Origin of the sequence: Kitasatospora sp. NPDC005748, from assembly GCF_040630735.1 — a bacterium.
Classification (GTDB): domain Bacteria; phylum Actinomycetota; class Actinomycetes; order Streptomycetales; family Streptomycetaceae; genus Kitasatospora.
This window is the reverse complement of the sequence record NZ_JBEXYD010000040.1, coordinates 43,087-67,333: the sequence shown is the minus strand read 5'-3', so window position 1 is coordinate 67,333 and position 24,247 is coordinate 43,087. Positions and strand designations below refer to the sequence as shown.

The window sequence follows — 24,247 nt, the reverse complement described above, 5'->3', positions numbered from 1 at the left end:
GGGTGGCCCAGTCGGCAACGATTGACGAGCGACAGTCAGCGATATATCGTCGAGCTATTGAGACAGTGACGTGAACACTGTCCGGTCCACCAGGAGGTGAGCGCGATGCGCTCCGGAACGCGATACGGGAAAGAGGGTCCGCGCGGCGGTCGGCGCCGCGGGCGGGGCCCGGAGTTCGGGGAGTTCCCCGGTGAGGGCGGAGAGGGCCGTGGGGCGTTCGGCGCGTTCGGGCCGCCGTTCGGCGGCGGTCCCGGGCGGCCGCCGGGCGGGCCGTTCGGCCACGGCTTCGGCGGGCACGGCGGGCGCGGGCACGGTCCGCGCGGCCGGCGCGGCGGGCGGGCCCGGCGCGGGGACGTGCGGGCCTCGCTGCTCGCGCTGCTCAAGGAACGGCCGATGCACGGCTACGAGATGATCGCGGAGATCGCCGAGCGGACGGGCGGGGCCTGGCGGCCGAGCCCGGGCTCGATCTACCCCAACCTCCAACTGCTGGAGGAGGAGGGCCTGATCACCGCCGAGGAGGTGGGCGGCAAGCGACTGGTCTCGCTGACCGAGGCCGGCCGGGCCGAGGCCGAGGCCGGGCCCGCCGAGCCGTGGGCGGAGGCCGGCCGGGAGGTCGACTGGGAGGCCGTCCACGAGGTGGGCCAGGCGCTCGGTGCGGTCGACCAGGCGATCCGGCAGGTGATGGCGACGGGGACGGAGGCACAGCGCGCCAAGGGCCTCGCGGTGCTCAACGAGGCCCGCAAGAAGCTCTACCTGATCCTCGCCGAGGATGCCTGACCGCCCGAGGCGGGCGGGGACGGCGGACGGTGCCGCCGCTCAGCCGCGGACGGCGAACAGTGCCACGCAGGCGAGCAGCAGCACCGTCCAGCCGAACCAGAGCCAGGCGTTCGGCCCGAGCGCCGCGCTGTAGAGGCTGACCACCACCAGCAGGGCGGCGGTGACCACCGCGACCTGCCGGTTGTGCTGCGTCACGGCCTGCGGCCGGCGCCGGGTGCGGGTCCGTACGGTCTTCGCCATCGCCGTCCTCCCGGGGGGAGCGGCCGTCACCCGGAGGTGCGGGCGGTGGCCGTCTCGTCGTACTCGTAGCGCCAGAACCAGCGGAGGCCCCGCTGCTCCTTGACCCGGACGTACACCAGTGTGCGCGCGGGAGTCTGCCCGTGCGCGGGGACCGGCACCTTGTAGGTCTTGGGCACGCCGTACATCGGCCCCAACGGGATCGGGAGGATCCGGCCGTCCAGGGGGCCGCCGACGAATTCGGTGTCCGCGCTCTTCACCCCCCCAGGGTCTCACCCCGCCGCGGCGGACCGGCGGGCGACCGGTGGCCGACCGCGGGCGGGGCGGTACGGCGGCGCGGGGAGGCACTGTGAGGGCCGGGTGCCGGGAGTGTGACCGGAGAGGCACCGCCCCCGGTCATCCGAAGGGCCCGCGCACCCTTATCCTTCCTGTTACGCCCTCGGGGTTCACCCGGGTCAGCGGGCCCCGTACGGGCCGGGTGAGGCGCACAGCGGTGTGCCCGCCGGGCCGCCGAGCCGCAGTCTCCGCACTGCCGCGACTCCGTGCCGTGACCCGGGCGTCGGCCGTCCGGCAACCCCGGCTCCGGCCGACGGGGCGCGGACAGCAGGGCCGAGCACCGTCCCGGGAAGCAGCGGGGGGCGCTGTGCGTTGCGTCGGAGTGGTACGTCGAATGCTGTGTCACACCAGGCACGGCAATGCGCGGAAGGGGCCCGATGGAAGCCGGCAGCAGGTGGACGACCTGGTGGCAGAAGCGTGAACGTCAGCGGGCCCGGTCGGCCGACGCGGACAGCCCCGCCGCCAGACTGGATCAGCTGCTGGGCGCCGTGCGCGCCGGCTTCCCGCTCGCACCCGCCGCCCATCCGGCCGGCTACCGCTGTTCCTGCGACCGGGTGGCCTGTCCGGCCCCCGCGCAGCACCCGGTCTCCTTCGCCTGGCAGAGCCAGGCGACCACCGAGCCGGAGCAGGTCGCCCGCTGGCTCTCGCGGGACCCACTGGCCAACTTCATCACCGCCACCGGCCGCGCCCACGACGTCCTGGACGTCCCGGCCGAGGCCGGCCGGCTGGCGCTGGAGCGGCTCGCGGCGCAGGGTGTCGAGGGTCCGGTGGCCGCCGTCGGCGAGGACCGCTACCTCTTCTTCACCGCCACCAGGGGCACCCCGGTGGACGAGGACGAGTGGTGGCCGAGCGCGCTGGACTCCACGCCGGACACCATGTCCGAGCACCCCGGTCTGCGCTGGCACTGCCGCGGCTCGTACACCCTGCTGCCGCCGGCCGCGCTGCCGGACGGCTCGCAGGTGCGCTGGCTCCGCGGGCCCGAGCAGCCGCTGCCGGATCCGCTGCGCGTCCTGGACGTGCTCACCGACGCCTGCACCGAGGTGGGCGCGGTCGCCGAGGAGCAGTGGCTGATCGGCTAGCGCGCCCACCCGGGGGAGCGGGCTACGGCAGGGTGAGGACCTCGGCGCCGTCGGCGGTGACGACCAGCGTGTGCTCGAACTGGGCGGTCCGCTTGCGGTCCTTGGTGACGACCGTCCAGCCGTCGGCCCAGATCTCGTAGTCGTAGGTGCCCAGGGTCAGCATCGGCTCGATGGTGAAGGTCATCCCCGGCTTGATCACCTCGGTGGCCCGCTCGCTGTCGTAGTGCGGGACGATCAGGCCGGAGTGGAACGACGTGTTGATGCCGTGCCCGGTGAAGTCCCGCACCACGCCGTAGTCGAAGCGCTTCGCGTAGGACTCGATGACCCGGCCGATCACGTTGATCTGCCGGCCGGGCTTGACCGCCTTGATCGCCCGGGCGAGCGACTCCCGGGTGCGCTCCACCAGCAGCCGGGACTCCTCGTCCACGTCGCCGCAGAGGTAGGTGGCGTTGAGGTCGCCGTGCACCCCGTGGATGTACGCGGTGGCGTCGATGTTGACGATGTCCCCGTCCTGCAGCACGGTCGAGTCGGGGATGCCGTGGCAGATCACCTCGTTGATCGAGGTGCAGATCGACTTGGGGAAGCCCCGGTAGCCGAGGTCGGACGGGTAGGCCCCGTGGTCGCACATGTAGGTGTGGGCGACGGCGTCCAGCGCGTCGGTGGTGACGCCCGGCGCGATCAGCTTGGCGGCCTCCGCCATCGCCCGGGCGGCGATCCGGCTCGCGATCCGCATCTTCTCGATGGTCTCGGCGGTCTGCACCTCGGGCCCGGTGTACGGCGCCGGCGCGGGCCGTCCGACGTACTCGGGGCGAGCGATGTGCGCCGGGACCTTGCGGGTGGGGGACTGGATGCCGGGTACGAGAGCCATGGTCGCGAGTCTATCCGCCGGTCCCCGGCCCTCCGGGGGTGTGCGGGACGGGCGGCCGCGCGCGATGATCAGTGACGACAGGTCCATCGAACGGGAGTGAGCGCCATGCCCCTGGGATTCCACCGCAAGCCGACCGGACTGCCGGGCGAGTGGTTCTACTGCATCAAGCACGCCAAGGTGGAGGAGGGGCCGGAGTGCCCCGCCAAGGACCGTCTCGGCCCGTACGCCAGCCGTGAGGAGGCGGCCCACGCGCTGGAGACCGCCGAGGAGCGCAACCGGGAGTGGAAGAACGACGACGAGCGCTTCGACGGACGGCCGACCGAGGGCTGACCCCGCGACCGGCGCTGCCCCGCCCCTGGCCCGCCACCGCGGCGGGTCAGGGGCGGCGCCGTGTCAGGCGCCCTGCGGGCCGACGTACTTGGCGCTGGTCAGCGGGGCGAGCACCCGCCAGCCCAGCGTGCGGTACAGCGCGCGCCCGTCCGGCGTCCCGGCCAGCACCCCGGTCTGGGCGCCCCGGTCGTGCGCCGCGCCCGCCAGCGTCCGCATGACCAGCGAGCCGAGGCCCTTGCGGCGGTGCTCGGCGGAGGTCTCGATCTGGTCCGCGACGGCGGTCGCGCCGCAGACGCCGATCTGGCCGCGGGCCGCCAGTGCGCCGTCCTCGGCGGTGACCAGGGCGCGGACGACCTCGCCGCGGGCCCAGGTGCGCAGGTGGTAGCCCGCGGGGGCGGTGAGCCCGGGGGCGGGGGCCAGCCGGACGGTCATCAGGTAGGCCGGCTCGTCGTCGACCCACCAGTCGGGTCCGAGCCAGGGGGCGATGACGGCGGGCTCCGCGAAGACCTTGAGCCACGTCCCCCGGGCGCGCACCGCGCCGGCGACCTTGCGGACGTCGGCCTCCCGTACGGCGTCGCCGGTGGCGTCCAGGACGTGCCGGGTCACGTGGTCGGTGAGGCCGACGTCGACGGTGTAGCCCCAGGGCTCCACGATCGGCGGCGCGGCCGACCGCGACACGACCCAGCCGTCCACCCAGCTCCGTACGACGTTCTCCGCCGTGGTCTCCAGCATGGCCACCCTCCGCTCGCCGGACGTCAACGGAGTCCAGCGTAATAGTCTCAAGCCACCCGTGTCACTTACTTTCTCGGAGCGTGGCACCGGACCGGGCCGGTCAGACCGCCGCCCGGGCCCGTGCCTCCTCGGCCTTCGCGTGCTCGGCGCGCACCGCCGCCGCGTGCGGGTCGGTGCGGTCGTCGTACGAGAGCAGCCGGGGCAGCGCGGCGGCGAGCGCCAGCACGCCGACCACGCAGGCCACACCGCCGGCCCAGACCGAGGCCCGGACGCCGACCAGACCGGCCATCCCGCCCGCCCGGACCTGGCCGAGCTGCGGGCCGACCGAGTAGCTGAGCAGCTCGACACCGGCCATCCGGCCGCGCACCTCGTCGGGGATGGACTGGTTCCACATGGTCGAGCGGGCGATCCCGCTGATCTGGTCGGCCCCGCCGGCCAGGGCGAGGCAGAGCAGCACCGGCCAGACGGCGCCGCAGAGACCGGCCAGGGCCATCGCCGCGCCCCAGCCGAGCGCGGCCACCACCAGCAGCCGGCCGTGCCGGTGGACCCGGGACGTCCAGCCGCTGGTCGCCGAGACCGCCAGCGCGCCCACCGCCGAGGCCGCGTACATCGGGCCGAGCGCCCAGTCGGCGCCCAGCTCCGAGGCCAGGAAGGGGAAGATCGCCACCGGGAAGGCGAACAGCATCGCGCAGACGTCGATCGCGTAGGTGCCCAGCAGGTCCTTGCGGCTCCAGGCGTAGCGGACCCCGGTCAGGACGGCCCGCACGGACGGCTTCTCGGCGCCGGTGGGCGGCGGCACCGCGCGGATCCGGGCGAGCAGCAGCAGCGAGGCGCCGAAGGTGAGCACGTCCAGCGCGTAGGCGGTCTGGACCCCGGCGAAGGCCACGATGATCCCGGCCAGCGCCGGGCCGGCCACCGAACCGGCGTTGCGGTAGAGCGAGTTGAGCGCGAAAGCGGCGGTCAGCTGGTCGTGCGGAACGATCCGCGGGGTCAGCGAGTCCAGGGCCGGGCGCTGCAGGCCGTCGGTCGCGGCGACCAGGGCGGCCACCAGGTAGACCGGCCAGAGCACCGGTGTCGGCAGCAGCGCGTTGATCAGCAGCAGACCGGTGAGCAGGCCGAGCCCGGCCTCCGAGAACAGCACCAGCTTGCGCCGGTCCAGCGCGTCGGCCAGGGCGCCGCCCCAGAGGCCGAAGACGATCAGCGGCACCAGCTCGAAGGCGCCGACCAGGCCGACCGCGAAGGAGGAGCCGGTGAGGTCCTTGATCTGCATCGGCACGGCGACGTAGGTGAGGAAGCTGCCGAGGCTGGTGATGCAGCCCGAGAGCCAGAGCAGCCGGAAGTCCCGGGAGGAGTGCCAGGGTGCCAGGTCGGGGCGCAGGGAGGTCAGCAGTGTCCGGACTCGCCCGGACGGAGGTGGTTCGGCGTCGTTCACGAACGACCATCCTCGGCGCCGCCCCCTCGGGGCCGCAACGGATTTTCGCCCGTCCCACCGCTTCGGGTGCCGTCTGCCCCCGCCCGCCGCTACCAGCGGCTGAGCCCCGGCCCCGAGCCGAGCCGCCCGGCCAGCGCCGCCAGCCGGCCGAGCGCGCCGCGCCGGGCCGGCGCCTGCCCGGCAGCGGCGCTGACCAGGTGCTGCGCGAGGTCGAACGGCTCCTCCTCGCCGGTGCCGACCGCCAGCCGCTCGTGCGCCAGCCCCGCCAGCTCGCCCCGCTCGGCGGGGCCGTCCAGGGCGAGCACGGTCGCCCCGCCCCGTCGCGCGTCGTGGACCCGTTCGAGCAGCGGCGCCCCGGCCGCCGTGGGCGCCACCACCAGCACCGTCGCCCCGCGCCCGGCCTCGGTCAGCCGCCGCAGGCCGTGCGCCAGATGGGCCGGCGCCCGAGCGGGCACCCGGTGCCGCAGCAGGGTCGGCGCCAGCCGGGGGACGTCGGACCAGGCCGCCTCGTCGTCCAGATGGGCGGCCAGGTGCCAGGGCTCGTACTCCTCGGTGCCGACCAGCAGCAGCGCGCCCGCCCCGCGCCGGGAGACGGCGTGGCGCAGCGAGCCGGCGAAGCCGCCGACCGCCTCCAGCCAGCCCGTGCCGGTCAGGCGCTCGCGGAGTGCCGAAACTCTCACCTTGTCCATGGGCCACAGAATGTCGCGGCGGGCCGGGCGTTTGGCAGGATCGGCCCATGACTTCCCTCGATTCAGCGACAAACCCGGCCCACGAGCTGCCGGACGTCTCGCAGCTGGTGGTCGGTGTCCTCGGTGGCACCGGCGACCAGGGGCGGGGGCTCGCCCACCGGCTCGCCAAGGCCGGCCAGCAGGTGATCATCGGCTCCCGCGACGCGGCCCGCGCCGAGGCCTCGGCGGCCGAACTCGGCCTCGGCGTGCGCGGCGCCGACAACGCGACCACCGCGCGCGAGAGCGACATCGTGATCGTCGCGGTGCCCTGGGACGGGCACGCCGCCACCCTCACCGCCCTCCGCGAAGAGCTGGCCGGGAAGATCGTGGTGGACTGCGTCAACCCGCTCGGCTTCGACAAGCAGGGCGCGTACGCGCTGGTGCCGGAGGAGGGCAGTGCCGCCCAGCAGGCCGCCGCGCTGCTGCCGGACTCCCGGGTCACCGCCGCCTTCCACCACCTCTCGGCGGTGCTGCTCCAGGACGAGTCGGTCGAGCGGATCGACACCGACGTGATGGTGCTGGGCGACGAGCGGGCCGCCACCGACCTGGTCCAGGCGCTGGCCGCCCGGATCCCCGGGATGCGCGGCATCTTCGCCGGCCGACTGCGCAACGCCCACCAGGTGGAGTCCCTGGTCGCCAACCTGATCTCGGTCAACCGCCGCTACAAGGCCCACGCGGGCCTGCGGATCACCGACGTCTGACCGGCGCCGGGGCGCGCCGATCTCACCCCCGGGCCCGGCCCGGGGGTGAGATCGGCGAGAATGGGGGCCGTCCGTCACCCGGCCCTAGGAGCCCCCCGCCATGCCCCGCACGTCCCTCTTCGCCTCGATCGTCGTCGTCCTCGCGCTGGCCGCAGCCGTGGTCTCCCTGGTGCGGGGCGACTGGGTGGGCCTGGTCTGGATCCCGCTGGCCGGCGTGGCCAGCAACGTCCTCTGGCTGAACCTGCGCCGGGCGAAGCTGGCGAAGGCCGCGGCCGAGCGCGCCGCGGCCTCCTGAAGCCGGCCGGCTAGTTCTTCCAGAAGGTGAACAGGTCGTGGCCGACCTGGGCGTACAGCCGGTCGACGCCGAGCAGGTCCATCACGCCGTAGACGGCCTCGAAGAAGTAGTGGTTCACCTCGGGCTGCCAGAGCAGCGCGAAGATCGCCAGCATCCCGTACGGGGCGAACGGCTCGACCGCCCGGCGGGCCTTGTGGGACAGCCAGGGCTCGATGATCCCGTAGCCGTCCAGACCCGGCACCGGCAGCAGGTTCAGCAGGGTCGCGCTGAGCTGCAGCATGCCGAGGAAGCCCAGGGCCAGCGCCAGCGGCGACACGCTCAGCTCGTAGCCGTTCCAGACCGCGTGCACCTCGGTGCCGTCCAGCCAGCCGGCGCCCACCGGGACCAGGATCAGCACCGCGGCGGCCAGGTTCACCAGCGGGCCGGCCGCCGAGATCAGGCTGTGCTTGAGCCGCCCGTTGATCCGGTGCCGCTCGATCCAGACCGCCCCGCCGGGCAGGCCGATGCCGCCGAGCAGCACGAAGACGATCGGCAGCACGAAGCTGAGCAGCGCGTTCGCGTACTTGAGCGGGTTGAGCGTGAGGTAGCCCTTGGCACCGACGGTGATGTCGCCGCCGTGCAGGGCGGTGCGGGCGTGCGCGTACTCGTGCAGGCAGAGCGAGACCATCCAGCCCGCCACCACGAACAGGAAGATCCCGAACCGGGCGTTGCCGTAGCCCGCGTAGACCGCCCAGCCGGAGGTCGCGAGGGTGGCCAGCATGGCCCAGAACACCGGGCTGATCCGTCGGTCCTCGCGGCGCGAGCGCTGCGTTGCGGCGAAGGTCATGACGTGGTCGCTCCGGGGGTCTGGGGTGCGGGCAGGGGACCGATCATGCCCGGCGGGCCCGTTGCCGGACAAGCCGTCCCCGGTGAACGTCCGGAGCAGCGGTCCCGGTTCCGGTCTCCGGGGCCGGCCCGGAAATGCGTGCGTGGCACGACCCTTCATCGACCAGAATGGGCGGGTGCACTACGGCATCCTCGGTACCACCACCGCCCACCACGACGACGGCACGCCGGTCCCGCTCGGCGGTGCCCGGCTGCGGGCGCTGCTCGCCGCGCTGGTCCTGCGGCAGGGACGGCCGGTGCCGGCCGACCTCCTGGTGGACGAGGTGTGGGACACCGAGCCACCGCAGGACTCCTCCGCCGCGCTGCAGACCCTGGTCGGTCGGCTGCGCCGCACCGTCGGCCGCGACCAGGTCGGCTCCGGCCCGGCCGGCTACTGGCTGACCGAGCCACGGACGGACCTCGGCGACTTCCAGCGGCTGGCCGGCGAGGGCCGCCGGGCACTGGAGGAGGCCGACCACGCGCTGGCCGCCGAGCGGCTGCGCGCCGCCCTGGCGCTCTGGCGCGGACCGGCCCTCGCCGACCTCCCCGACCGCGGCGGCCCCGCCACCCGGCTGGAGGCCCAGCGGGACGAGGCCCGTCGGCACCGGATCACCGCCGACCTCGGCCTCGGCCGGGCCGCCGAACTCACCGCCGAACTCGCCGAACTCTGCGAGCGGCAGCCGCTGGACGAGCCCCTGCAGTACCTGATGATCCGGTCCCTGCACGAGAGCGGGCGCACCGCCGAGGCGCTGCGTCACTACGAGCGGACCAGGCACGCGCTGGCGGACGAGCTCGGGGCCGATCCGGGCCGCCGCCTCCAGGACCTGCACGCCGATCTGCTGGCCCCGGTCGGGGCGCCAAGGCCGTCCGGGCCGCCGCCGGCTCCCGAGCAGGCACCGCCGGCGGCGCCGACCCGCGGCGCGGGCAATCTGCGCGGCCGGCTCACCAGCTTCGTCGGCCGGGAGGACGACCTCGGCGCACTGCGCACCGCCCTGGCCGGCAGCCGGTTGGTCACCCTGACCGGCCCCGGCGGCTCCGGCAAGACCAGGCTCTCGATCGAGGCCGGCCGCGTCGAGCAGGCCGCCGGCCACTGGCCGGACGGCGTCTGGCTGGCCGAACTCGCCCCGCTGGAGAGCCCGCTCGCCGTCCCGGCCGCGGTGGTCTCCGCGCTCGGGCTGCGCGAGACGCTGCTGCACACCGGCAGCCTGGTCGCCGAGGCGCTGGAGAGCCGCGCGGAGGATCCGCTCCGCCGGCTGGTCGAGTACTGCGGCCACCGCCGGATGCTGCTCGTGCTGGACAACTGCGAGCACCTGATCCAGGCCGCCGCCGACCTCACCGACCAGCTGCTCGCCGAGTGCCCCGGCCTCACCGTCCTCGCCACCAGCCGCGAACCGCTCGGTGTCCCCGGGGAGAGCGTCCTGCCGGTCGAGCCGCTGCCCGACCCGGTCGCGCTGCGGCTGCTCGTCGAGCGCGCCGCCGCCGCCCGCCCGGGCTTCGACCCGCAGAGCGATCCGGCCGCCTGTGCCGAGATCTGCCGCCGGCTGGACGGCCTGCCGCTCGCCATCGAACTGGCCGCCGCCCGGCTGCGGGTGATGACGGCCCGCCAGATCGCCGATCGGCTGGACGGCCGCTTCGCGCTGCTCACCGGCGGCAGCCGCACCCTGCTGCCCCGTCAGCAGACCCTGCGCGCGGTGGTCGACTGGAGCTGGGACCTGCTGGGCAAGCAGGAGCGGGCGGTGCTGCGCCGGCTCTCGGTCTTCGCCGGCGGCTGGCGGCTGGAGGACGCCGAGGCGATCTGCGCCGACGAGGCCGAGGTGCCCCGCGAGGAGGTCGCGGACGCCCTGCTCTCGCTGGTCGACAAGTCGCTGCTGGTGGCCGACCTGGGCGGCGAGGGCCTGCCCCGCTACCGGATGCTGGAGACCATCCACGAGTACGCCACCGAGCGGCTGGCCGAGGCGGCCGAGCGGAGCGAGACCGGGCGCCGGCACGTCGAGCACTTCCGCGAGCTGGTCCGGACCGCCGAACTGCGCCTGCACGGACCGGAGCAGCTGACCTGGCTGGCGGTGCTGGAGCGGGAGCAGGAGAACATCCGGGCGGCGCTGCGGCGGGCGGTCGACCGCGGCGACGAGCACGAGGCACTGGTCCTCGTGCTCGGCATGAGCTGGTACTGGTCGCTGCGCGGCTTCGGGCTGGAGGCCCGGGAGTGGTACGAGGCGGTGGCCGCGCTCGGCCCGGACCCCTTCGACCCGGCCACCCTGCCGCTGCGGCCGCTGGAGCGGCCGGTGCTGGAGTACGGCATGCCGCTGCCGCCGAGGGTGGCCGAGGAGGCCCGCCGCGAGGTGGTGATGTACCGGCTGGTCGGGCTCTTCGAGGGCAACCTGGAGGTGCTCGGCGACCCGGAGGCGCTGCGGCTCTCCCGGAACCTGCTCGACGCGTACACCCCGGACCTCCCGCAGGCCTACCGGTTCCCGGGCCTGATGCGGGTGTTCGGGGCGTTCCTGGCCGGCAAGCTGGAGCTGCTGCGCGACCTGCTGAACGACGCGGTGGACGGCTGCCGCGTGCACGGCAGCGACAACGACCTGGCGTTCATCCTGCAGATCCGGGCCAAGATGATGAACGACTGGCCCGGCGGGATGGAGCAGTCCCTGCGCGACGGCGAGGAGTCGCTGGAGCTGTTCCGGCGCTGCGGCGACCGGTGGGGGATGTCCCAGGCCTACGCGGCCCGCGGCGAGTCGATGTCCAACGAGGGCCGGTCCGAGGAGGCCGTCGTCGCGTACGAGCGCGCCATCGAGCTGGCCGAACTGCTGGGCGCCCCGCAGGAGGTGCCGATGCTGCAGGTACAGCTCGGCGGTGCGATGCTCGGCATCGACCTCGACGCCGGCGAGCGGCACATCCGGGAGGCCCTGGCCTCGGTCGAGCCGGGCGAGAGCCACGCGGCCAACGGCGCGCTGCTCTTCGGGCACCTGATGCTCTGCGCGGTGCACGCCCAGCGCGGTGAGTTCGACGCCGCGCTGCGCGAGCTGGACCAGCTGAGCGGGACCAAGGTGGGCGGCTTCGCCCCCGGCCTGGTCGGCGGGCTGCTGACGGTCACCCGGGGCTGGATGGTGGCCCGTTCCGGGGACCCGGACCGCGGGATGGAACTCCTGCGGGAGGGGCGGCGGTTGCTGCGCGAGCTGACGGACACCACGAGCGGTTTCGCGGAGCAGATGTCCGTGATGATGGTGCTCCCGGCGGTCGGTGTCCTGTGGGCGTACGCCGAGCGGGACGACGACGACGAGGCGGCCCGCCGGGCGGCGGTCCTGCTCGGCGCGCACGTCGGTCTGACCGGGCCCAAGGGCGGCTACCTGGAGCGGGTGGAGAGCGAGCGGACCGAGGCGGGCCTGCGGGCCCGGCTGGGTGAGGACGCCTTCGCCGAGGCCCGCGCGCTGGGCGCCTGCCGCTCGATCGCCGAGGCGAACGCGCTGCTGGAGCGGATGATCGACTGGCCGGCCGGCTGACCCCCCGTCCCAGGGGTCGGCCGGCCGGCGGACCAGGTGGTGCGGGCCCTCAGGTCCGCTTGCGGAACCGGGCCACCGCGAGCGGCGCGAAGACCGCGGTGATGCCGATCGACCAGCCGAGCACGATGAGCACCGGGTGGGCCACCGCGCCCTCGCCGTTGAGCAGCGCGCGGCAGGCGTCGGCGAGCGCCGAGAGCGGGTTCACCTTGGTGAAGGACTGCAGCCAGCCCGGCATGGTGTCGGTCGGCGCGAAGATCGAGCTGCCGAACTGCATCGGCATCAGGACGAGCATGGACACTCCCTGGACGGCCTGGGCGCTCTTCATCGCCATGCCGAGCAGCATCGAGATCCAGACGATCGACATGCCGAAGACCAGCGAGAGGCCGACCGCGGCCAGCGCCTCCAGCGGTCCGGTCTTCACCTCGAAGCCGAGGATCAGCGCGAAGCCGATCAGGATGGCGAAGGAGACCAGCGCCCGGCAGGTCTCGGCGGCGATCTTGGAGAGCAGGACGGCGGAGCGTCCGATCGGCAGGGTGCGGAAGCGGTCCATCACCCCGGTCTGGAAGTCGCTGTTCAGACCGGTGCCGACGGCCATCGCCAGGGTGAGGCCGGTCTGCCCGAGCAGACCGGGGATCATGTACTGCTTGTACGCGTCCTGGCCGCCGGAGATCGCCCCGCCGAAGACGTAGACGAAGAGCACGGTGAAGATGATCGGCATCAGCACCGCGTCGAACATCGACTCCGGGTCCGCCTTGATCCGCATCAGGTTGCGGCGGGTCAGCGCCCCGATGTGCCGGAAGGTGCCGGCCAGGCCGATCCGGGTGTCCTCCACCCGGGCGGGGGCGAGCGTTGCGGTGGTCATGCGACGGGCTCCTTGGCGAGGCTCGGGGCGGCGGCCGCGACGGTCGCGGGCTTGCCGGTGATGGTGAGGAAGACCTCGTCCAGGCTGGGGACCAGGGTGTCGATGCCGGCGATGGCGAAACCGCGGGTCCCGAGCACCCCGACCACGGCGGTCAGCTGCGCCTCGTCGGTGATCGGGACCGACAGCAGGCCGGTGTCGGCCGAGACGGTGGCCCCGGCGATGCCGCTCTCGCGCAGGCAGCGGGCCATCTCGGAGAGCTCGCCCGGGTGCGCCGGGCGGACCTGCAGGGTCTGGCCGCCGACCTGGGCCTTGAGCTCGGCCACCCCGCCGGAGGCGATCACCCGGCCGCGGTCGATCACGGTCAGCTCGTTCGCGAGCTGCTCGGCCTCCTCCATGTACTGGGTGGTGAGCAGCACGGTGGTGCCCTCGCCGACCATCCGCTGCACCTCGTCCCAGACCTCGTTGCGGGTGCGCGGGTCCAGGCCGGTGGTGGGCTCGTCCAAGTAGAGGACCCGGGGCCGGCCGATCATGCTGGCGGCCAGGTCGAGGCGGCGGCGCATGCCGCCGGAGTAGGTCTTGGCGACGCGCTTGGCGGCCTCGGTGAGCGAGAAGCGCTCCAGCAGCTCGGTGGCGCGGGCCTTGGCGTCCTTGCGGGAGAGGTCCAGCAGCCGGCCGATCAGGTAGAGGTTCTCGTAGCCGGAGAGCATCTCGTCGACGGAGGCGTACTGGCCGGTCAGGCCTATCGTGCGGCGCAGTTGCTTGGGCTGGCGCAGCACGTCGTAGCCGCCGACGAAGGCCGTGCCGGCGTCCGGCTTGATCAGCGTGGAGAGGACCCGGACGAGCGTGGTCTTGCCGGCGCCGTTCGGGCCGAGCACGCCGAGCACGGTGCCCTCGCGGACGGTGAGGTCGACACCGTCGAGTGCCTTGGTCGCGCCGTAGTGCTTGACGATGCCGCGCACCTCTACGGCATTGCCCGCGGCGGGCCCCCGGTCGTTCGGGGCAGTGGCGATTCGTGTCATGCCCCCCAGACTGTCCGACCCCACTGACAGTCTGCTGTCACGGTGTGCCCGGGCCCGGGCGGCCCGCTGTCATCCCGCTGTCGCGGCGCTCCCGGTGCGGCGTCCCGAGCACGGGTGGGGCCCCGCTCCGAGCGGAGCGGGGCCCGTACCGGCCGGTCAGTGGAGGGTGTGCCCCGGGTCAGTGGAAGGTGTGCTCCGGGGCCGGGAAGGCGCCGGACTGCACGTCGGCGGCGAACTCGCGGGCGGCCTCGCCGAGGACGGCCCGCAGGTCGGCGTACTGCTTGACGAACTTCGGGACCCGGCCCGCCGTCATGCCGGCCATGTCCGTCCAGACCAGCACCTGCGCGTCGGTGTCCACCCCGGCGCCGATGCCGACGGTCGGGATCGCCAGCTGCTCGGTGACCTGGGCGGCCAGCTCGGCGGGGACGGCCTCCAGGACGACGGCGAAGGCGCCGGCCTGCTGGACGGCCTTGGCGTCGCGCAGCATCCGGTGCGCCGCCTCGTCGCCCCGGCCCTGGACGGGGTAGCCGCCGAAGGCGTGCACGGACTGCGGGGTGAGGCCGATGTGGGCCATCACCGGGATGCCGGCCTCGACCAGCAGCTCGATCGAACGGGCGCTGCGCTCGCCGCCCTCCAGCTTGACCGCGCCGACCCCGGCGTCCTTCATCAGCCGGACGGCGTTGTGCATGGCCTGCGCGGGGGACTCCTGGTAGGAGCCGAAGGGCAGGTCGGCGACGATCATGGCGCGCTTGGTGCCGCGGACGACGGCGGCGGAGAGCATCACCATCTGATCCATGGTCACCGGCACGGTGGTCTCGTAGCCGAGGTGGCAGTTGGCCGCCGAGTCGCCGACCAGCAGGACGGGGGTGCCGGCCTCGTCGAAGACGCCCGCGGTGAGCGCGTCGTAGGCGGTGAGCATCGACCACTTCTCGCCGCGCTGCTTGGCGGCGGCGAGGTCGCGGACGGTGACGCGGCGGTTGGTGACCCCGCCGTAGAGGGTCGCGGTCGACGCCTGGTTCTGGGCAGGCGAAGGCGAAGAAGCGTTCATCGAACAGGCTCCTGAAGGGTTGTCGTCTCGTGGCGCCGTGTGGCGTCCCCGGATCCCCTCCATGCTTGCACGCCCCGGCGCGGGCGCAAAGAGGCGTGCCCGGACCGCGCTGCGATCTAGGGCACACCGGCCGGGCGCCCGGTGCGGCACCCGGCCCGGCCGACCGACGCGGCCGGCCCGGTGCGGCTCGCCGCGCCGGCCCGGCGCCGAGCCTTTGCCCGAGCTTTACGAAACGGATTCGTCTCGTATCGAAAGTCGCGCTAGGGTGATCGCGGGGGTTACGAGACGCACACGACTCGCAAATGCCCGCCAGTGACACGCCACCACGGACGGGAAGACCGCAATGACCACCGCAGCCGCGCCACCTCGGGTGCCGGAAGCCATCCACCGCCGACGCTGGGCGATCCTGTGCACCCTGGTGCTCGCCCTCCTCGTCGTCGTCCTCGACAACTCGATCCTGAACGTCGCGATGAAGACCATCGCGTCACCCGCGCCCACCGGGCTCGGCGCCAGCCAGAGCGACCTGGAATGGTCGATCAACTCGTACACCCTGGTCTTCGCCGGGCTGCTGTTCACGGCGGGCCTGCTCGGTGACCGGTTCGGCCGCAAGCGCGCCCTGCTGGCCGGCATGGTGGTCTTCGGGATCGCCTCGCTGCTCTCCGCGATGGCCGCCTCGCCGGGTGAACTCATCGGCTACCGCGCGCTGATGGGGGTCGGCGGCGCGCTGGCGATGCCCGCCACGCTCGCCATCATCATGAACGTCTTCGAGCGCGCCGAGCAGCCCAAGGCGATCGGCATCTGGGCCGGCGCGGTCGGCCTGGCCATCGCGATCGGCCCGATCACCGGCGGCCTGCTGATCGAGCACTTCTGGTGGGGCTCGGTCTTCCTGATCAACGTCCCGATCGTGGTGGTCGCCGTGATCGCGATGGTGCTGCTGGTGCCCGAGTCCAAGGACCCGAACCCGGGCCGGCTCGACCCGATCGGCGTGCTGCTCTCGATCATCGGCCTGGTCGCGCTGATCTTCGGCATCATCAAGGGCGGCGAGCTGGCCGACTTCACCTCCCCGGAGGCCTGGGGGCCGGTGCTGGTCGGCGTGGTCGCGCTGGTCGCCTTCGTCTGGTTCGAGCGCCGCACCGCGTACCCCGCGCTGGACATCAGCTGGTTCCGCAACAAGGTGTTCAGCGCCTCCGTGGTCGTCGTCGGCGTGGTCTTCTTCGCGCTGATGGGCGTCTCCTTCTTCGGCGTCTTCTACACCCAGAGCGTGCGCGGCTACAGCGCCCTGCAGGCCGGCATGCTGATGCTGCCGCTGGCCGCCGCCCAGCTGCTGTTCGCGCCGCGGGCCCGGCTGGTGGTGGACCGCTTCGGCGTCCGCGCCACCTGCGCCGGCGGCATGGCCCTGATCGCGATCGGCTTCCTCGGCTACCTGCTGCTCGACGTCGACACGCCGATCTGGGTGCTGGTGGTCCTCGGCCTGCTGATGGGCAGCGGCATGGCGCACGTGATGCCGCCGGTCACCGTCGCGATCATGGGCTCGCTGCCGCGCGAGAAGGCCGGTGCCGGTTCGGCGATCAACAACACCTTCCGCCAGGTCGGCGGCTCGCTCGGGGTGGCCGTGCTCGGCGCGGTGCTCTCCACCGTCTACCGCAACGGGATGTCCGACCAGCTGGACAAGCTGCCGGCCGGCGCGCTGCGGGAGAAGGCCGGTGAGTCCCTGGAGGCCACCATGGCCGTGGCCGGCCGGCTCGGGCCGCAGGGCGCCGAGCTGATCGGCCCGGCGAACGCCTCCTTCATCGACGCCATGCACGTGGTGGCCGGCCTCTCGGCCGGAGTCACCGCGATCGGCGCACTGCTCGCCTGGTTCCTGCTCCCCGGCCGGATCACGGCGGGCGGCCCCGGCGGCGCGCCGGGGGGCGCACCCGCCCCGGCGAAGGCGGCCGGCCCCGTGCGGGAGACCGAAGCGGCCGACGCCTGACCGGCCGCGGCCGGCCGGACCCCGGCTGAGCTGCGGCCGAGCTGAGCGAGAATGGGCCCCTGGCCGCCCGGACCCGTCCGGGCGGCCGGGGCCATGTGCGTACGGCGGCTTCCACCGGGCCGGAGTGCGGACGACAATCGGTACTGGAACGGCGCCGCGCGCCCGCGACCATCGAGGGAGACCAGCGGGGATGAAGACGGACACCACGGTCGCGCCGGACTGCACGAGCCCGCGGCGGGGCCGCCCGCGCAGCGAGGCGGCCGAGCAGGCCATTTTCACCGCCGTCGAGGAGCTCATGGCGGCCGGCAGCAGTCTGGCTGAGCTGACCATCGAGGGCATCGCCACCGCCGCCGGCGTCGGCAAGGCCACCATCTACCGGCGCTGGCCCAACAAGGAGGCCCTGCTGGTCGACATGGTCAGCCGGCTGGAGGCGCCCGTCCCGGAGAGCACCGGCGGCGCCGTCCGGGACGACCTGATCGCGATGGTCGAGTACATGCGCATCCGCGGCCTCGCCAAGCGCTCCCGCTGGGTGCTCAAGGCCGCGCTCAGCCAGATGCACAGCTGGCCCGAGCTGCACGCGGCCTACCGGGAACGGGTGATCGGGCCGCGCCGGGCGATGGCGCGCGACCTGATCCGCCGGGGCGTCGCCGAGGGCGTGCTCCGGGGCGACCTCGGCGAGGAACTCCTCGCCGACCTGCTGATCGGTCCGATCCTCACCCGCAGCATCCTGTGGGAGGAGTCCGACCTCGACGATCCCGAGCTCGCCACCACGATGATCGACGCGCTGCTCCAGGGCCTGGCCGGCCCGGCCGCCCGCGACTGACCCGTCCCGCCCCGCCCCGCCGCGCTCCGTCGCGACCGGCCTGCCGCGACCGACCTGCCCGGGGGCCTCCGTGCGGCTCCCCGGCGTGGCCTGGCTCACCAAACCGGGCCACGCCGGAACCCGCTCCCCGGAGCCCGCGTCTGTCCCGGCATAGGCTGAGCCGGGAATCCGATCAAACCGGCACCAGTCCGGCACCGTGCCCGCCCTCCGGCGGGGTCGCGCGTCGGACCGGCAGACGGCACGAACGAACGGGAGCCACGGGATGGCGCAGGCGGACTGGACGGACCGGACGGCACCGGCGGCGGGAGGCGGGGCCCCGGCCACCGTCGGGAGCACCGGCACCGGCACCGGCACCGGCCCGGACGGCGCCGGTAGCCCCGATGGCGCCGGTGACCTCGGCGGCCCCGGCCCCGGCCCCGGCCTCGGGGGTCCCGGGCCCGGTGGTCCGGGGGGTGCCGGCCGGTCCGGTTCCGGCGCCGGGTTCCTCGGCCTGCGCGGCTGGGGCCGGGACGCCCGGGGCAGCAACCCCTGGCGGCGCGGCCTGCTCCTCGCCGCCCTCGCCCTGCTCGCCGCCGCCCTGCTGGCCTTCCACGCCGAGGTGCCCAACACCGTCGGCAATCTCGGCAGCCTGCTGGAGACCTTCCTGCCCTGGGTCGGCCTGGCCGTACCCGTCCTGCTGGTGCCGGCCCTGCTGCGCCGCTCCGCCACCGCGCTGATCGCGCTGCTGCTGCCGGTGGTGATCTGGTTCAACATGTTCGGCGGGCTGCTCAGCGACAAGAGCGGCGGCGCCGGGGACTGGACGGTGGTCAGCCACAACGTGGCCGCCGCCAACACCGATCCGCAGCGCACGGTGCAGCTGCTCAAGGACTCGGGCGCCCAGATCGTCGCGCTCCAGGAGCTGGCCGGCCGGCCGCTGCGCGCCTACGAGACCGGGCTGGCCGACAGCTACCCGTACCACGCGGTGGAGGGCACGGTCGGGCTCTGGTCGAAGTACCCGATCAGCGGCGTCTCGGTGGTGGACATCAAGATGGGCTGGACCAGGGCCTTCCGCGCCCAGGTCGGCACCCCGCAGGGCCCGGTCGCGGTGTACGTCGCGCACCTGCCGTCCGTCCGGCTGAAGGCCGAGGGCGGCTTCACCGTCAACCAGCGGGACGCCAGTGCCCAGGCCCTGGGTGACGCGATCGAGGCCGAGTCGCTGAAGAAGGTGCTGTTGCTCGGTGACCTCAACGGCACCATGAACGACCGCAGCCTGGCGCCGGTCACCTCGCAGATGCGCTCGGCCCAGGGCGCGGCCGGTGACGGCTTCGGCTTCAGCTGGCCGGCGTCCTTCCCGATGGCCCGGATCGACCAGATCATGAGCAAGGGCGGTCTGAAGCCCACCGACTCCCGCACCCTGGGCCACGACGGCAGCGACCACCTCGCGATCGCGGCCACCTACCGCTACCAGGGGTGACCACCGGCGGCCGGGACCGGAGCTGATCGCCGGCCGGCCGGTGATCAGCCCCGGCGCCGGCCGGCCGGTGATCAGCCCCGGCGCCAGCGGTTGGTGATCGGCAGCCGGCGGTCCCGGCCGAAGCCCTTGGCGGAGATCTTCGGGCCCGGCGGGTACTGCCGGCGCTTGTACTCGGCGGTGTCGACCAGCCGCACCACCCGGTCGACCACCGCCGGGTCGAAGCCCGCCGCCACGATCGAGTCCCGGCCCTCGTCGCCCTCGATGTAGCGGCTGAGCACGGTGTCCAGCAGGTCGTAGTCGGGCAGCGAGTCGGTGTCCACCTGGTCCGGCCGCAGCTCGGCGGACGGCGGCTTGTCGATGGTGTGCTCCGGGATCGGCGCCGGTTCGCCGCGCCGCGCGGCCTCCTCGTTGCGCCAGCGGGCGAGCCGGAGGACCAGCGACTTGTAGACGTCCTTGATCGGACCGAACGCGCCGACCGAGTCGCCGTACAGCGTGGAGTAGCCGACCGCCAGCTCGCTCTTGTTGCCCGGCGCGAGCACCAAGTGGCCCTCCTGGTTGGAGATCGCCATCAGCAGCGTGCCGCGCAGTCGGGACTGCAGGTTCTCCTCGGCCAGGCCGGTCAGCTCGGTGGCCGCCAGGTAGGCGTCGACCATCGGGGCGATCGACACCGTCCGCAAGTGCAGCCCGGTCCGGCGGGCCAGCTCGGCGGCGTCGTCCCGGGAGTGCTGGGAGGAGTACCGGCTCGGCATCGAGACGCAGTGCACGTTCCCGGCCCCCAGCGCGTCCACCGCGATGGCCGCCACCAGCGCGGAGTCGATGCCACCGGAGAGGCCGAGCAGCACCGAGCGGAAGCCGTTCTTGCGCACGTACGCCTCGGTGCCGGAGACCAGCGCGGCCCAGATCTCGGCCTCGTCCGAGATCCTGGGCGCCACCTCGGCCCGGAGCGGCGCGGCGGGCGCGGGCAGCGGCTCGCCACCCAGTTCGCGGCGGACCAGGCGCAGGCCGTCGGCGAGCAGCAGCCCGTCGGTGTGGTCGCTGCTCGCGGCCGGCAGGTCGAGGTCGAGGACGAGCAGGTGCTCCGCGAACTGCGGCGAGCGGCCCAGCACCCCGCCGTCCGCGCCGACCACGATCGAGTCGCCGTCGAAGACCAGCTCGTCCTGGCCGCCGACCATGTTGACGTAGGCCAGCGCGCAGCCCGCCTCGGCGGCGCGCCGCCGGACCAGTTCCAGCCGGGCGTCGTCCTTGTTCCGCTCGTAGGGCGAGCCGTTGAGCACCAGCAGCAGGCCGGCCCCGGCCTCGCGGGCGGCGCTCACCCGGCCGCCGTCCTGCCAGATGTCCTCGCAGATCGCGAGCGCCACGTCCACCCCGTGCAGCCGCAGCACCGGCAGCTGGTCGCCGGGGACGAACCAGCGGTACTCGTCGAACACCCCGTAGTTCGGCAGGTGGTGCTTGGCGAACCGGGTGACCACCCCGCCGCGGTGCAGCACCGCGGCGCAGTTCTGCGGCGACCCGGCCGGGCGGCCGAACCGCGGCGAGGCCTGGTCGGACCGGCCCAGGTAGCCGACCACGACCGGCACCTCGCCCAGCCCCTCGCCGGCCAGCCGCGCGGCCAGGGCGACCAGCGCGGACCGGGAGGCCTCGACGAAGGAGCGGCGCAGGGCGAGGTCCTCCACCGGGTACCCGGTCAGGGCCATCTCGGGGAAGGCGATCAGCCGGACACCGGCCTCGACGGCCTGGGCCGTCCGGCGTACCACCTCGTCCGCGTTGCGGTCGAGATCACCGACCCAGGGGTCGGTCTGGCACAGGGCGAGACGGAGATGGGGCATGCCGCGAGTCTAATCGTCGATCTGACGCGATGTCGCGTCCGAGGGTTGCCACTGCCCTCGGCGGCCGCGATCCGCCATGATGGGGACAGTCGCTTTCGGGTGGTTTCCGGGCGTAACACGAACGTAAAGAGCAGAGGTGAGACTGTCCCCATGGGCAAGCAGCAGGAGTTCGTGCTCCGGACGCTCGAAGAGCGTGACATCCGTTTCGTCCGACTGTGGTTCACCGACGTGCTCGGGTTCCTGAAGTCGGTCGCGGTGGCGCCGGCGGAGCTGGAGCAGGCCTTCGAGGAGGGCATCGGCTTCGACGGGTCGGCGATCGAGGGCTTCGCCCGCGTCTACGAGTCCGACATGATCGCCAAGCCGGACCCGACCACCTTCCAGATCCTGCCCTGGCGCTCGGAGACGCCCGGGACGGCCCGGATGTTCTGCGACATCCTGATGCCGGACGGCTCCCCGTCCTTCGCCGACCCGCGGTTCGTGCTCAAGCGCACCCTGGAGAAGGCCTCCGAGCTCGGGTTCACCTTCTACACCCACCCCGAGATCGAGTTCTTCCTGCTGAAGAACCTGCCCGGCGACGGCACCGCGCCGATCCCCGCCGACCAGTCCGGCTACTTCGACCACACCCCGCGCGGGGTGGGGCACGACTTCCGCCGCCAGGCGATCACGATGCTGGAGTCGATGGGCATCTCGGTGGAGTTCTCCCACCACGAGGGCGCGCCCGGGCAGCAGGAGATCGACCTGCGCTACGCCGACGCGCTCTCCACCGCCGACAACATCATGACCTTCCGTCTGGTCATGAAGGAGGTCGCGCTGGAGCAGGGCGTGCACGCCAGCTTCATGCCGAAGCCGTTCTCCGACCACCCCGGCTCGGGGATGCACACCCACCTCTCGCTCTTCGAGGGGGACCGCAACGCGTTCCACGAGTCCGGCGCGGAGTACCAGCTCTCCAAGGTCGGCCGCTCCTTCATCGCCGGACTGCTCAAGTACGCCGCCGAGACGGCCGCCGTCACCAACCAGTGGGTCAACTCCTACAAGCGGATCTGGGGCGGCTCGCAGCGCACCGCGGGCGCCGGCGGCGAGGCGCCGTCGTACATCTGCTGGGGCCACAACAACCGCTCGGCCCTGATCCGTGTCCCGATGTACAAGCCCGGCAAGCAGGGTTCCACCCGGATCGAGGTCCGCTCGCTGGACACCGGCTGCAACCCCTACCTCGCCTACGCCGTCACCCTCGCGGCCGGCCTGAAGGGCATCGAGGAGGGCCTCGAACTCCCGCCCGGCGCGGACGACGACGTCTGGGCGCTCACCGACGCGGAGCGCCGCGCCCTCGGCATCCAGCCGATGCCGCAGAACCTCGGTGAGGCCATCGACCTGATGCAGCGCAGCGAGCTGGTCGCCGAGACCCTCGGCGAGCACGTGTTCGACTTCTTCCTCCGCAACAAGCGCCAGGAGTGGGAGGAGTACCGCTCCGAGGTGACCCCCTTCGAACTGCGGAAGAACCTCCAGGTGCTCTGACAGGCCGTCAACCGCGCGAGTGGGCCTGCTCCGGTCGGAGCAGGCCCGTTCCGTTCTGCGGGTCCGCCCGCTCCCGCCGGTCTCCGGCGGGAGCGGGCGGTGCGGGCGTCCGGGCAGGGGTCCCCCGCGCACGCTAATTCGTTGGGCCAATGCGGTTACCCTGCAGCGGTGCGAGCCGTGACCAGGTGACGCGGGGGCGTATTCAGAAGATCCGTTTTGCGGATCATCCTGGAGTGTCATGCGTACTCGAATCACCACCGTGGTCCTGTCCGGACTGGCCTCGGCCGCCCTCGCCCTGGGCGCCGGCGGCACGGCCTACGCCTCGCCCGTCGTCGACCACGGCGCAGCCGCCGAATCGGTCGAGGCCCAGGGCGCATGGGTCGACAACCTCCTGCGTCTGGCCGAGGAGGACAGCGGCTCCACCACCAGCACCTGGACCTTCGACGGGCGAAGCACCGTCTACTCCGCACCGGGGCTTCGCCCGGCCCACCGGGCGGACGACGGCGACGGTGAGGACAGCGAGGCCGGCGAGGCCTCGGACGCCGACCTCTCGGAGGTGGCCGAGGGCGACGCCGTCGAGCAGGGCGACGCGGCTCGGCGGGCCGAGGGCGAACGAGCTCCGACGGCCCAGTCGTCGGAACTCGTGCGCTCCGAGGGCTCGTCAGCCGGTGGCGGCGAGCACTGCGACGAGAACGCGCCGGGCCACCCCGGCGACCACGGGCCCGCCGGCTGCGACTGCGAGCACGGAGAGCACGGGGAGCACGGGGAGCACGGGGAGCACGGGGAGCACGAGGGTCATGGCGGCCACGAGGGCCACGGTGGCCACGAGGGTCAGGGCCAGGGTCAGGGCCAGGGGCAGGGCCAGGGCCAGGGCCAGGGCCAGAGCAACGAGCAGGGTCAGGGGCAGGGCCAGGCCCAGGGTCAGGACCAGGGGCAGAGCCAGAGCGGCTCGCAGAACCAGGGTCAGGACCAGCACGTCCAGGTGACCGTCAACGTGCAGAACGTCGTCACGAACAACCTCAACAACAGTGCGAACAACAGCGCCGCCAGCAACTCGAACAACTCCGCGCAGAACAGCGCGCAGAACAGCGCGCAGAACAGCGCGCAGAACTCGGCGCAGAACAACCAGTCGGCCTCGCAGGCCAACAACCTCTCCAACCAGCAGAGCCAGTCCAACCACCAGGCCTCGCACAACCTGAACAAGGCGACCCTCGTCGCCAAGGGCCAGGCGCCGGGCAAGTCGGCTCACCACGGCGGCGGCGAGCACGGAGAGCACGGCGAGCACGGCGAGCAGACCGGGCACGGCGGGGGCGGGCACTACGGTTCGGGCGGGGGGTACGCGTCCGGCCAGCACGGTGCGGGCGAGCACCACCCGGCCGAACACCCCCACGGGGAGCTGGCCGAGACGGGCTCCCGGGGGACGCCGATCCTGATCGGCCTCTCGGCCGCTTTCCTCGCGGCGGGTGTGGCGGCGATGCGGCTCGGCCGACGGCGCGCATGATCGGGTCCGTCCCCGCGGGCTGCCGGACAGTGCGCCGGGGCCGGACAGCGTGACCGTCCGGCGGGGCACCCGGTCGGGCGTTGCGGGCGACAGGGCGGTGCGCCGTGAGCGGCCGCCCGGCGCTCTGCGTCCGGCCTTCACCCGTTCGACGTACAGGAAGCCGATGCCGCCGTCCGCCTCGAAGGAGGAGAGGACGGCGGTGTCCGTGCTGCCGGCCGGAGGGCTGCCGGCGCCGGGGGCGACCGGCGCCGGTGAAGGCGCTCGGCGGCGGGGCCCGTCCGCCGGGCGACCGTGAGGCTCCCGGTCGTGGCCGGGCGGGACCGGTCCGCGGTCGCGCCCGGCGCGGCGCCGTGCG

22 protein-coding genes are annotated in these 24,247 nt (G+C 73.7%); 11 read left to right on the top strand and 11 right to left on the bottom strand.

Annotated features, from left to right (window positions below; genetic code table 11):
- Positions 1–105: 105 nt before the first annotated feature.
- On the top strand, positions 106–777 hold the full coding sequence (locus ABZ495_RS25430) for a PadR family transcriptional regulator (RefSeq protein WP_359802801.1): 672 nt from the start codon (positions 106–108) through the stop codon (positions 775–777).
- A 39-nt stretch (positions 778–816) separates the two neighbouring features.
- On the opposite strand, the gene ABZ495_RS25425 is transcribed toward ABZ495_RS25430, so the two are convergent.
- Positions 817–1,017 carry a hypothetical protein gene (locus tag ABZ495_RS25425; RefSeq protein WP_329487393.1) on the bottom strand — a complete coding sequence of 67 codons (201 nt, stop codon included), beginning with the start codon at positions 1,015–1,017 and terminating at the stop codon, positions 817–819.
- A 26-nt stretch (positions 1,018–1,043) separates the two neighbouring features.
- Complete coding sequence (locus ABZ495_RS25420) at positions 1,044–1,274, bottom strand: hypothetical protein (RefSeq protein ID WP_359838235.1); 231 nt, start codon at positions 1,272–1,274, stop codon at positions 1,044–1,046.
- Positions 1,275–1,727: 453 nt separating this feature from the next.
- Here ABZ495_RS25420 and ABZ495_RS25415 point away from each other — a divergent pair, with 453 nt between their 5' ends.
- A complete protein-coding gene (locus tag ABZ495_RS25415; RefSeq protein ID WP_359802798.1) occupies positions 1,728–2,429 on the top strand; it encodes a bifunctional DNA primase/polymerase in 702 nt (233 codons plus the stop codon).
- Positions 2,430–2,451: 22 nt separating this feature from the next.
- Here ABZ495_RS25415 and map read toward each other — a convergent pair whose 3' ends face one another.
- Positions 2,452–3,297, bottom strand: coding sequence for a type I methionyl aminopeptidase (gene map / locus ABZ495_RS25410; protein WP_329487390.1), 846 nt, complete (start codon positions 3,295–3,297; stop codon positions 2,452–2,454).
- A 105-nt stretch (positions 3,298–3,402) separates the two neighbouring features.
- Between map and ABZ495_RS25405 the strand changes: the two genes are divergently transcribed.
- A complete protein-coding gene (locus tag ABZ495_RS25405) occupies positions 3,403–3,627 on the top strand; it encodes a hypothetical protein (protein WP_329487389.1) in 225 nt (74 codons plus the stop codon).
- Positions 3,628–3,690: 63 nt separating this feature from the next.
- Here the strand turns inward: ABZ495_RS25405 and ABZ495_RS25400 are convergent, their stop codons facing one another.
- From ABZ495_RS25400 to ABZ495_RS25390, 3 genes are all read right to left on the bottom strand, one after another.
- Positions 3,691–4,359 carry a GNAT family N-acetyltransferase gene (locus ABZ495_RS25400; protein ID WP_359802795.1) on the bottom strand — a complete coding sequence of 223 codons (669 nt, stop codon included), beginning with the start codon at positions 4,357–4,359 and terminating at the stop codon, positions 3,691–3,693.
- A gap of 100 nt (positions 4,360–4,459) precedes the next feature.
- The gene (locus tag ABZ495_RS25395) at positions 4,460–5,791 is read right to left on the bottom strand and encodes an MFS transporter (protein WP_329487387.1); all 1,332 of its coding nucleotides are present in this window, start codon (positions 5,789–5,791) and stop codon (positions 4,460–4,462) included.
- Between the two features lie 89 nt (positions 5,792–5,880).
- Positions 5,881–6,480 carry a hypothetical protein gene (locus tag ABZ495_RS25390; RefSeq protein WP_359838233.1) on the bottom strand — a complete coding sequence of 200 codons (600 nt, stop codon included), beginning with the start codon at positions 6,478–6,480 and terminating at the stop codon, positions 5,881–5,883.
- A gap of 47 nt (positions 6,481–6,527) precedes the next feature.
- Here ABZ495_RS25390 and npdG point away from each other — a divergent pair, with 47 nt between their 5' ends.
- Positions 6,528–7,220 (top strand): NADPH-dependent F420 reductase, encoded by a 693-nt coding sequence (gene npdG / locus ABZ495_RS25385; RefSeq protein WP_329487384.1) that lies wholly within the window; start codon positions 6,528–6,530, stop codon positions 7,218–7,220.
- A 100-nt stretch (positions 7,221–7,320) separates the two neighbouring features.
- Entirely contained in the window at positions 7,321–7,515 is a 195-nt protein-coding gene (locus ABZ495_RS25380; protein ID WP_329487383.1) for a hypothetical protein, read from the top strand.
- A gap of 10 nt (positions 7,516–7,525) precedes the next feature.
- Here ABZ495_RS25380 and ABZ495_RS25375 read toward each other — a convergent pair whose 3' ends face one another.
- Entirely contained in the window at positions 7,526–8,341 is an 816-nt protein-coding gene (locus ABZ495_RS25375) for a site-2 protease family protein (RefSeq protein ID WP_329487382.1), read from the bottom strand.
- 142 nt (positions 8,342–8,483) lie between these two features.
- On the opposite strand from ABZ495_RS25375, the gene ABZ495_RS25370 reads away from it, so the two are divergent.
- Positions 8,484–11,876, top strand: coding sequence for a BTAD domain-containing putative transcriptional regulator (locus tag ABZ495_RS25370; protein WP_359838231.1), 3,393 nt, complete (start codon positions 8,484–8,486; stop codon positions 11,874–11,876).
- 49 nt (positions 11,877–11,925) lie between these two features.
- On the opposite strand, the gene ABZ495_RS25365 is transcribed toward ABZ495_RS25370, so the two are convergent.
- From ABZ495_RS25365 to panB, 3 genes are all read right to left on the bottom strand, one after another.
- On the bottom strand, positions 11,926–12,738 hold the full coding sequence (locus tag ABZ495_RS25365; protein ID WP_329487379.1) for an ABC transporter permease: 813 nt from the start codon (positions 12,736–12,738) through the stop codon (positions 11,926–11,928).
- Positions 12,735–13,757: an ATP-binding cassette domain-containing protein gene (locus ABZ495_RS25360; protein WP_329487378.1), complete on the bottom strand. Its 1,023-nt coding sequence runs from the start codon at positions 13,755–13,757 to the stop codon at positions 12,735–12,737. Before ABZ495_RS25360 ends, ABZ495_RS25365 begins: the two co-directional genes overlap by 4 nt.
- A 178-nt stretch (positions 13,758–13,935) precedes the next feature.
- A complete protein-coding gene (gene panB / locus ABZ495_RS25355) occupies positions 13,936–14,805 on the bottom strand; it encodes a 3-methyl-2-oxobutanoate hydroxymethyltransferase (protein ID WP_329487377.1) in 870 nt (289 codons plus the stop codon).
- Positions 14,806–15,148: 343 nt separating this feature from the next.
- Here panB and ABZ495_RS25350 point away from each other — a divergent pair, with 343 nt between their 5' ends.
- The 3 genes from ABZ495_RS25350 (at position 15,149) to ABZ495_RS25340 (ending at position 19,053) form a co-directional block, all read left to right on the top strand.
- Positions 15,149–16,777 carry an MFS transporter gene (locus tag ABZ495_RS25350; protein WP_359802792.1) on the top strand — a complete coding sequence of 543 codons (1,629 nt, stop codon included), beginning with the start codon at positions 15,149–15,151 and terminating at the stop codon, positions 16,775–16,777.
- 190 nt (positions 16,778–16,967) lie between these two features.
- Positions 16,968–17,600 (top strand): TetR/AcrR family transcriptional regulator, encoded by a 633-nt coding sequence (locus ABZ495_RS25345; RefSeq protein WP_359802790.1) that lies wholly within the window; start codon positions 16,968–16,970, stop codon positions 17,598–17,600.
- Between the two features lie 262 nt (positions 17,601–17,862).
- Positions 17,863–19,053: an endonuclease/exonuclease/phosphatase family protein gene (locus ABZ495_RS25340; protein WP_359802789.1), complete on the top strand. Its 1,191-nt coding sequence runs from the start codon at positions 17,863–17,865 to the stop codon at positions 19,051–19,053.
- 71 nt (positions 19,054–19,124) lie between these two features.
- Here the strand turns inward: ABZ495_RS25340 and ABZ495_RS25335 are convergent, their stop codons facing one another.
- On the bottom strand, positions 19,125–20,879 hold the full coding sequence (locus ABZ495_RS25335; RefSeq protein ID WP_359838229.1) for an NAD+ synthase: 1,755 nt from the start codon (positions 20,877–20,879) through the stop codon (positions 19,125–19,127).
- A gap of 150 nt (positions 20,880–21,029) precedes the next feature.
- On the opposite strand from ABZ495_RS25335, the gene glnA reads away from it, so the two are divergent.
- Together glnA and ABZ495_RS25325 are read left to right on the top strand one after the other, a co-directional pair.
- Positions 21,030–22,391: a type I glutamate--ammonia ligase gene (gene glnA / locus ABZ495_RS25330; protein ID WP_329487371.1), complete on the top strand. Its 1,362-nt coding sequence runs from the start codon at positions 21,030–21,032 to the stop codon at positions 22,389–22,391.
- Positions 22,392–22,629: 238 nt separating this feature from the next.
- Positions 22,630–23,892 (top strand): hypothetical protein, encoded by a 1,263-nt coding sequence (locus ABZ495_RS25325; RefSeq protein WP_359838227.1) that lies wholly within the window; start codon positions 22,630–22,632, stop codon positions 23,890–23,892.
- Positions 23,893–24,247 lie beyond the last annotated feature (355 nt).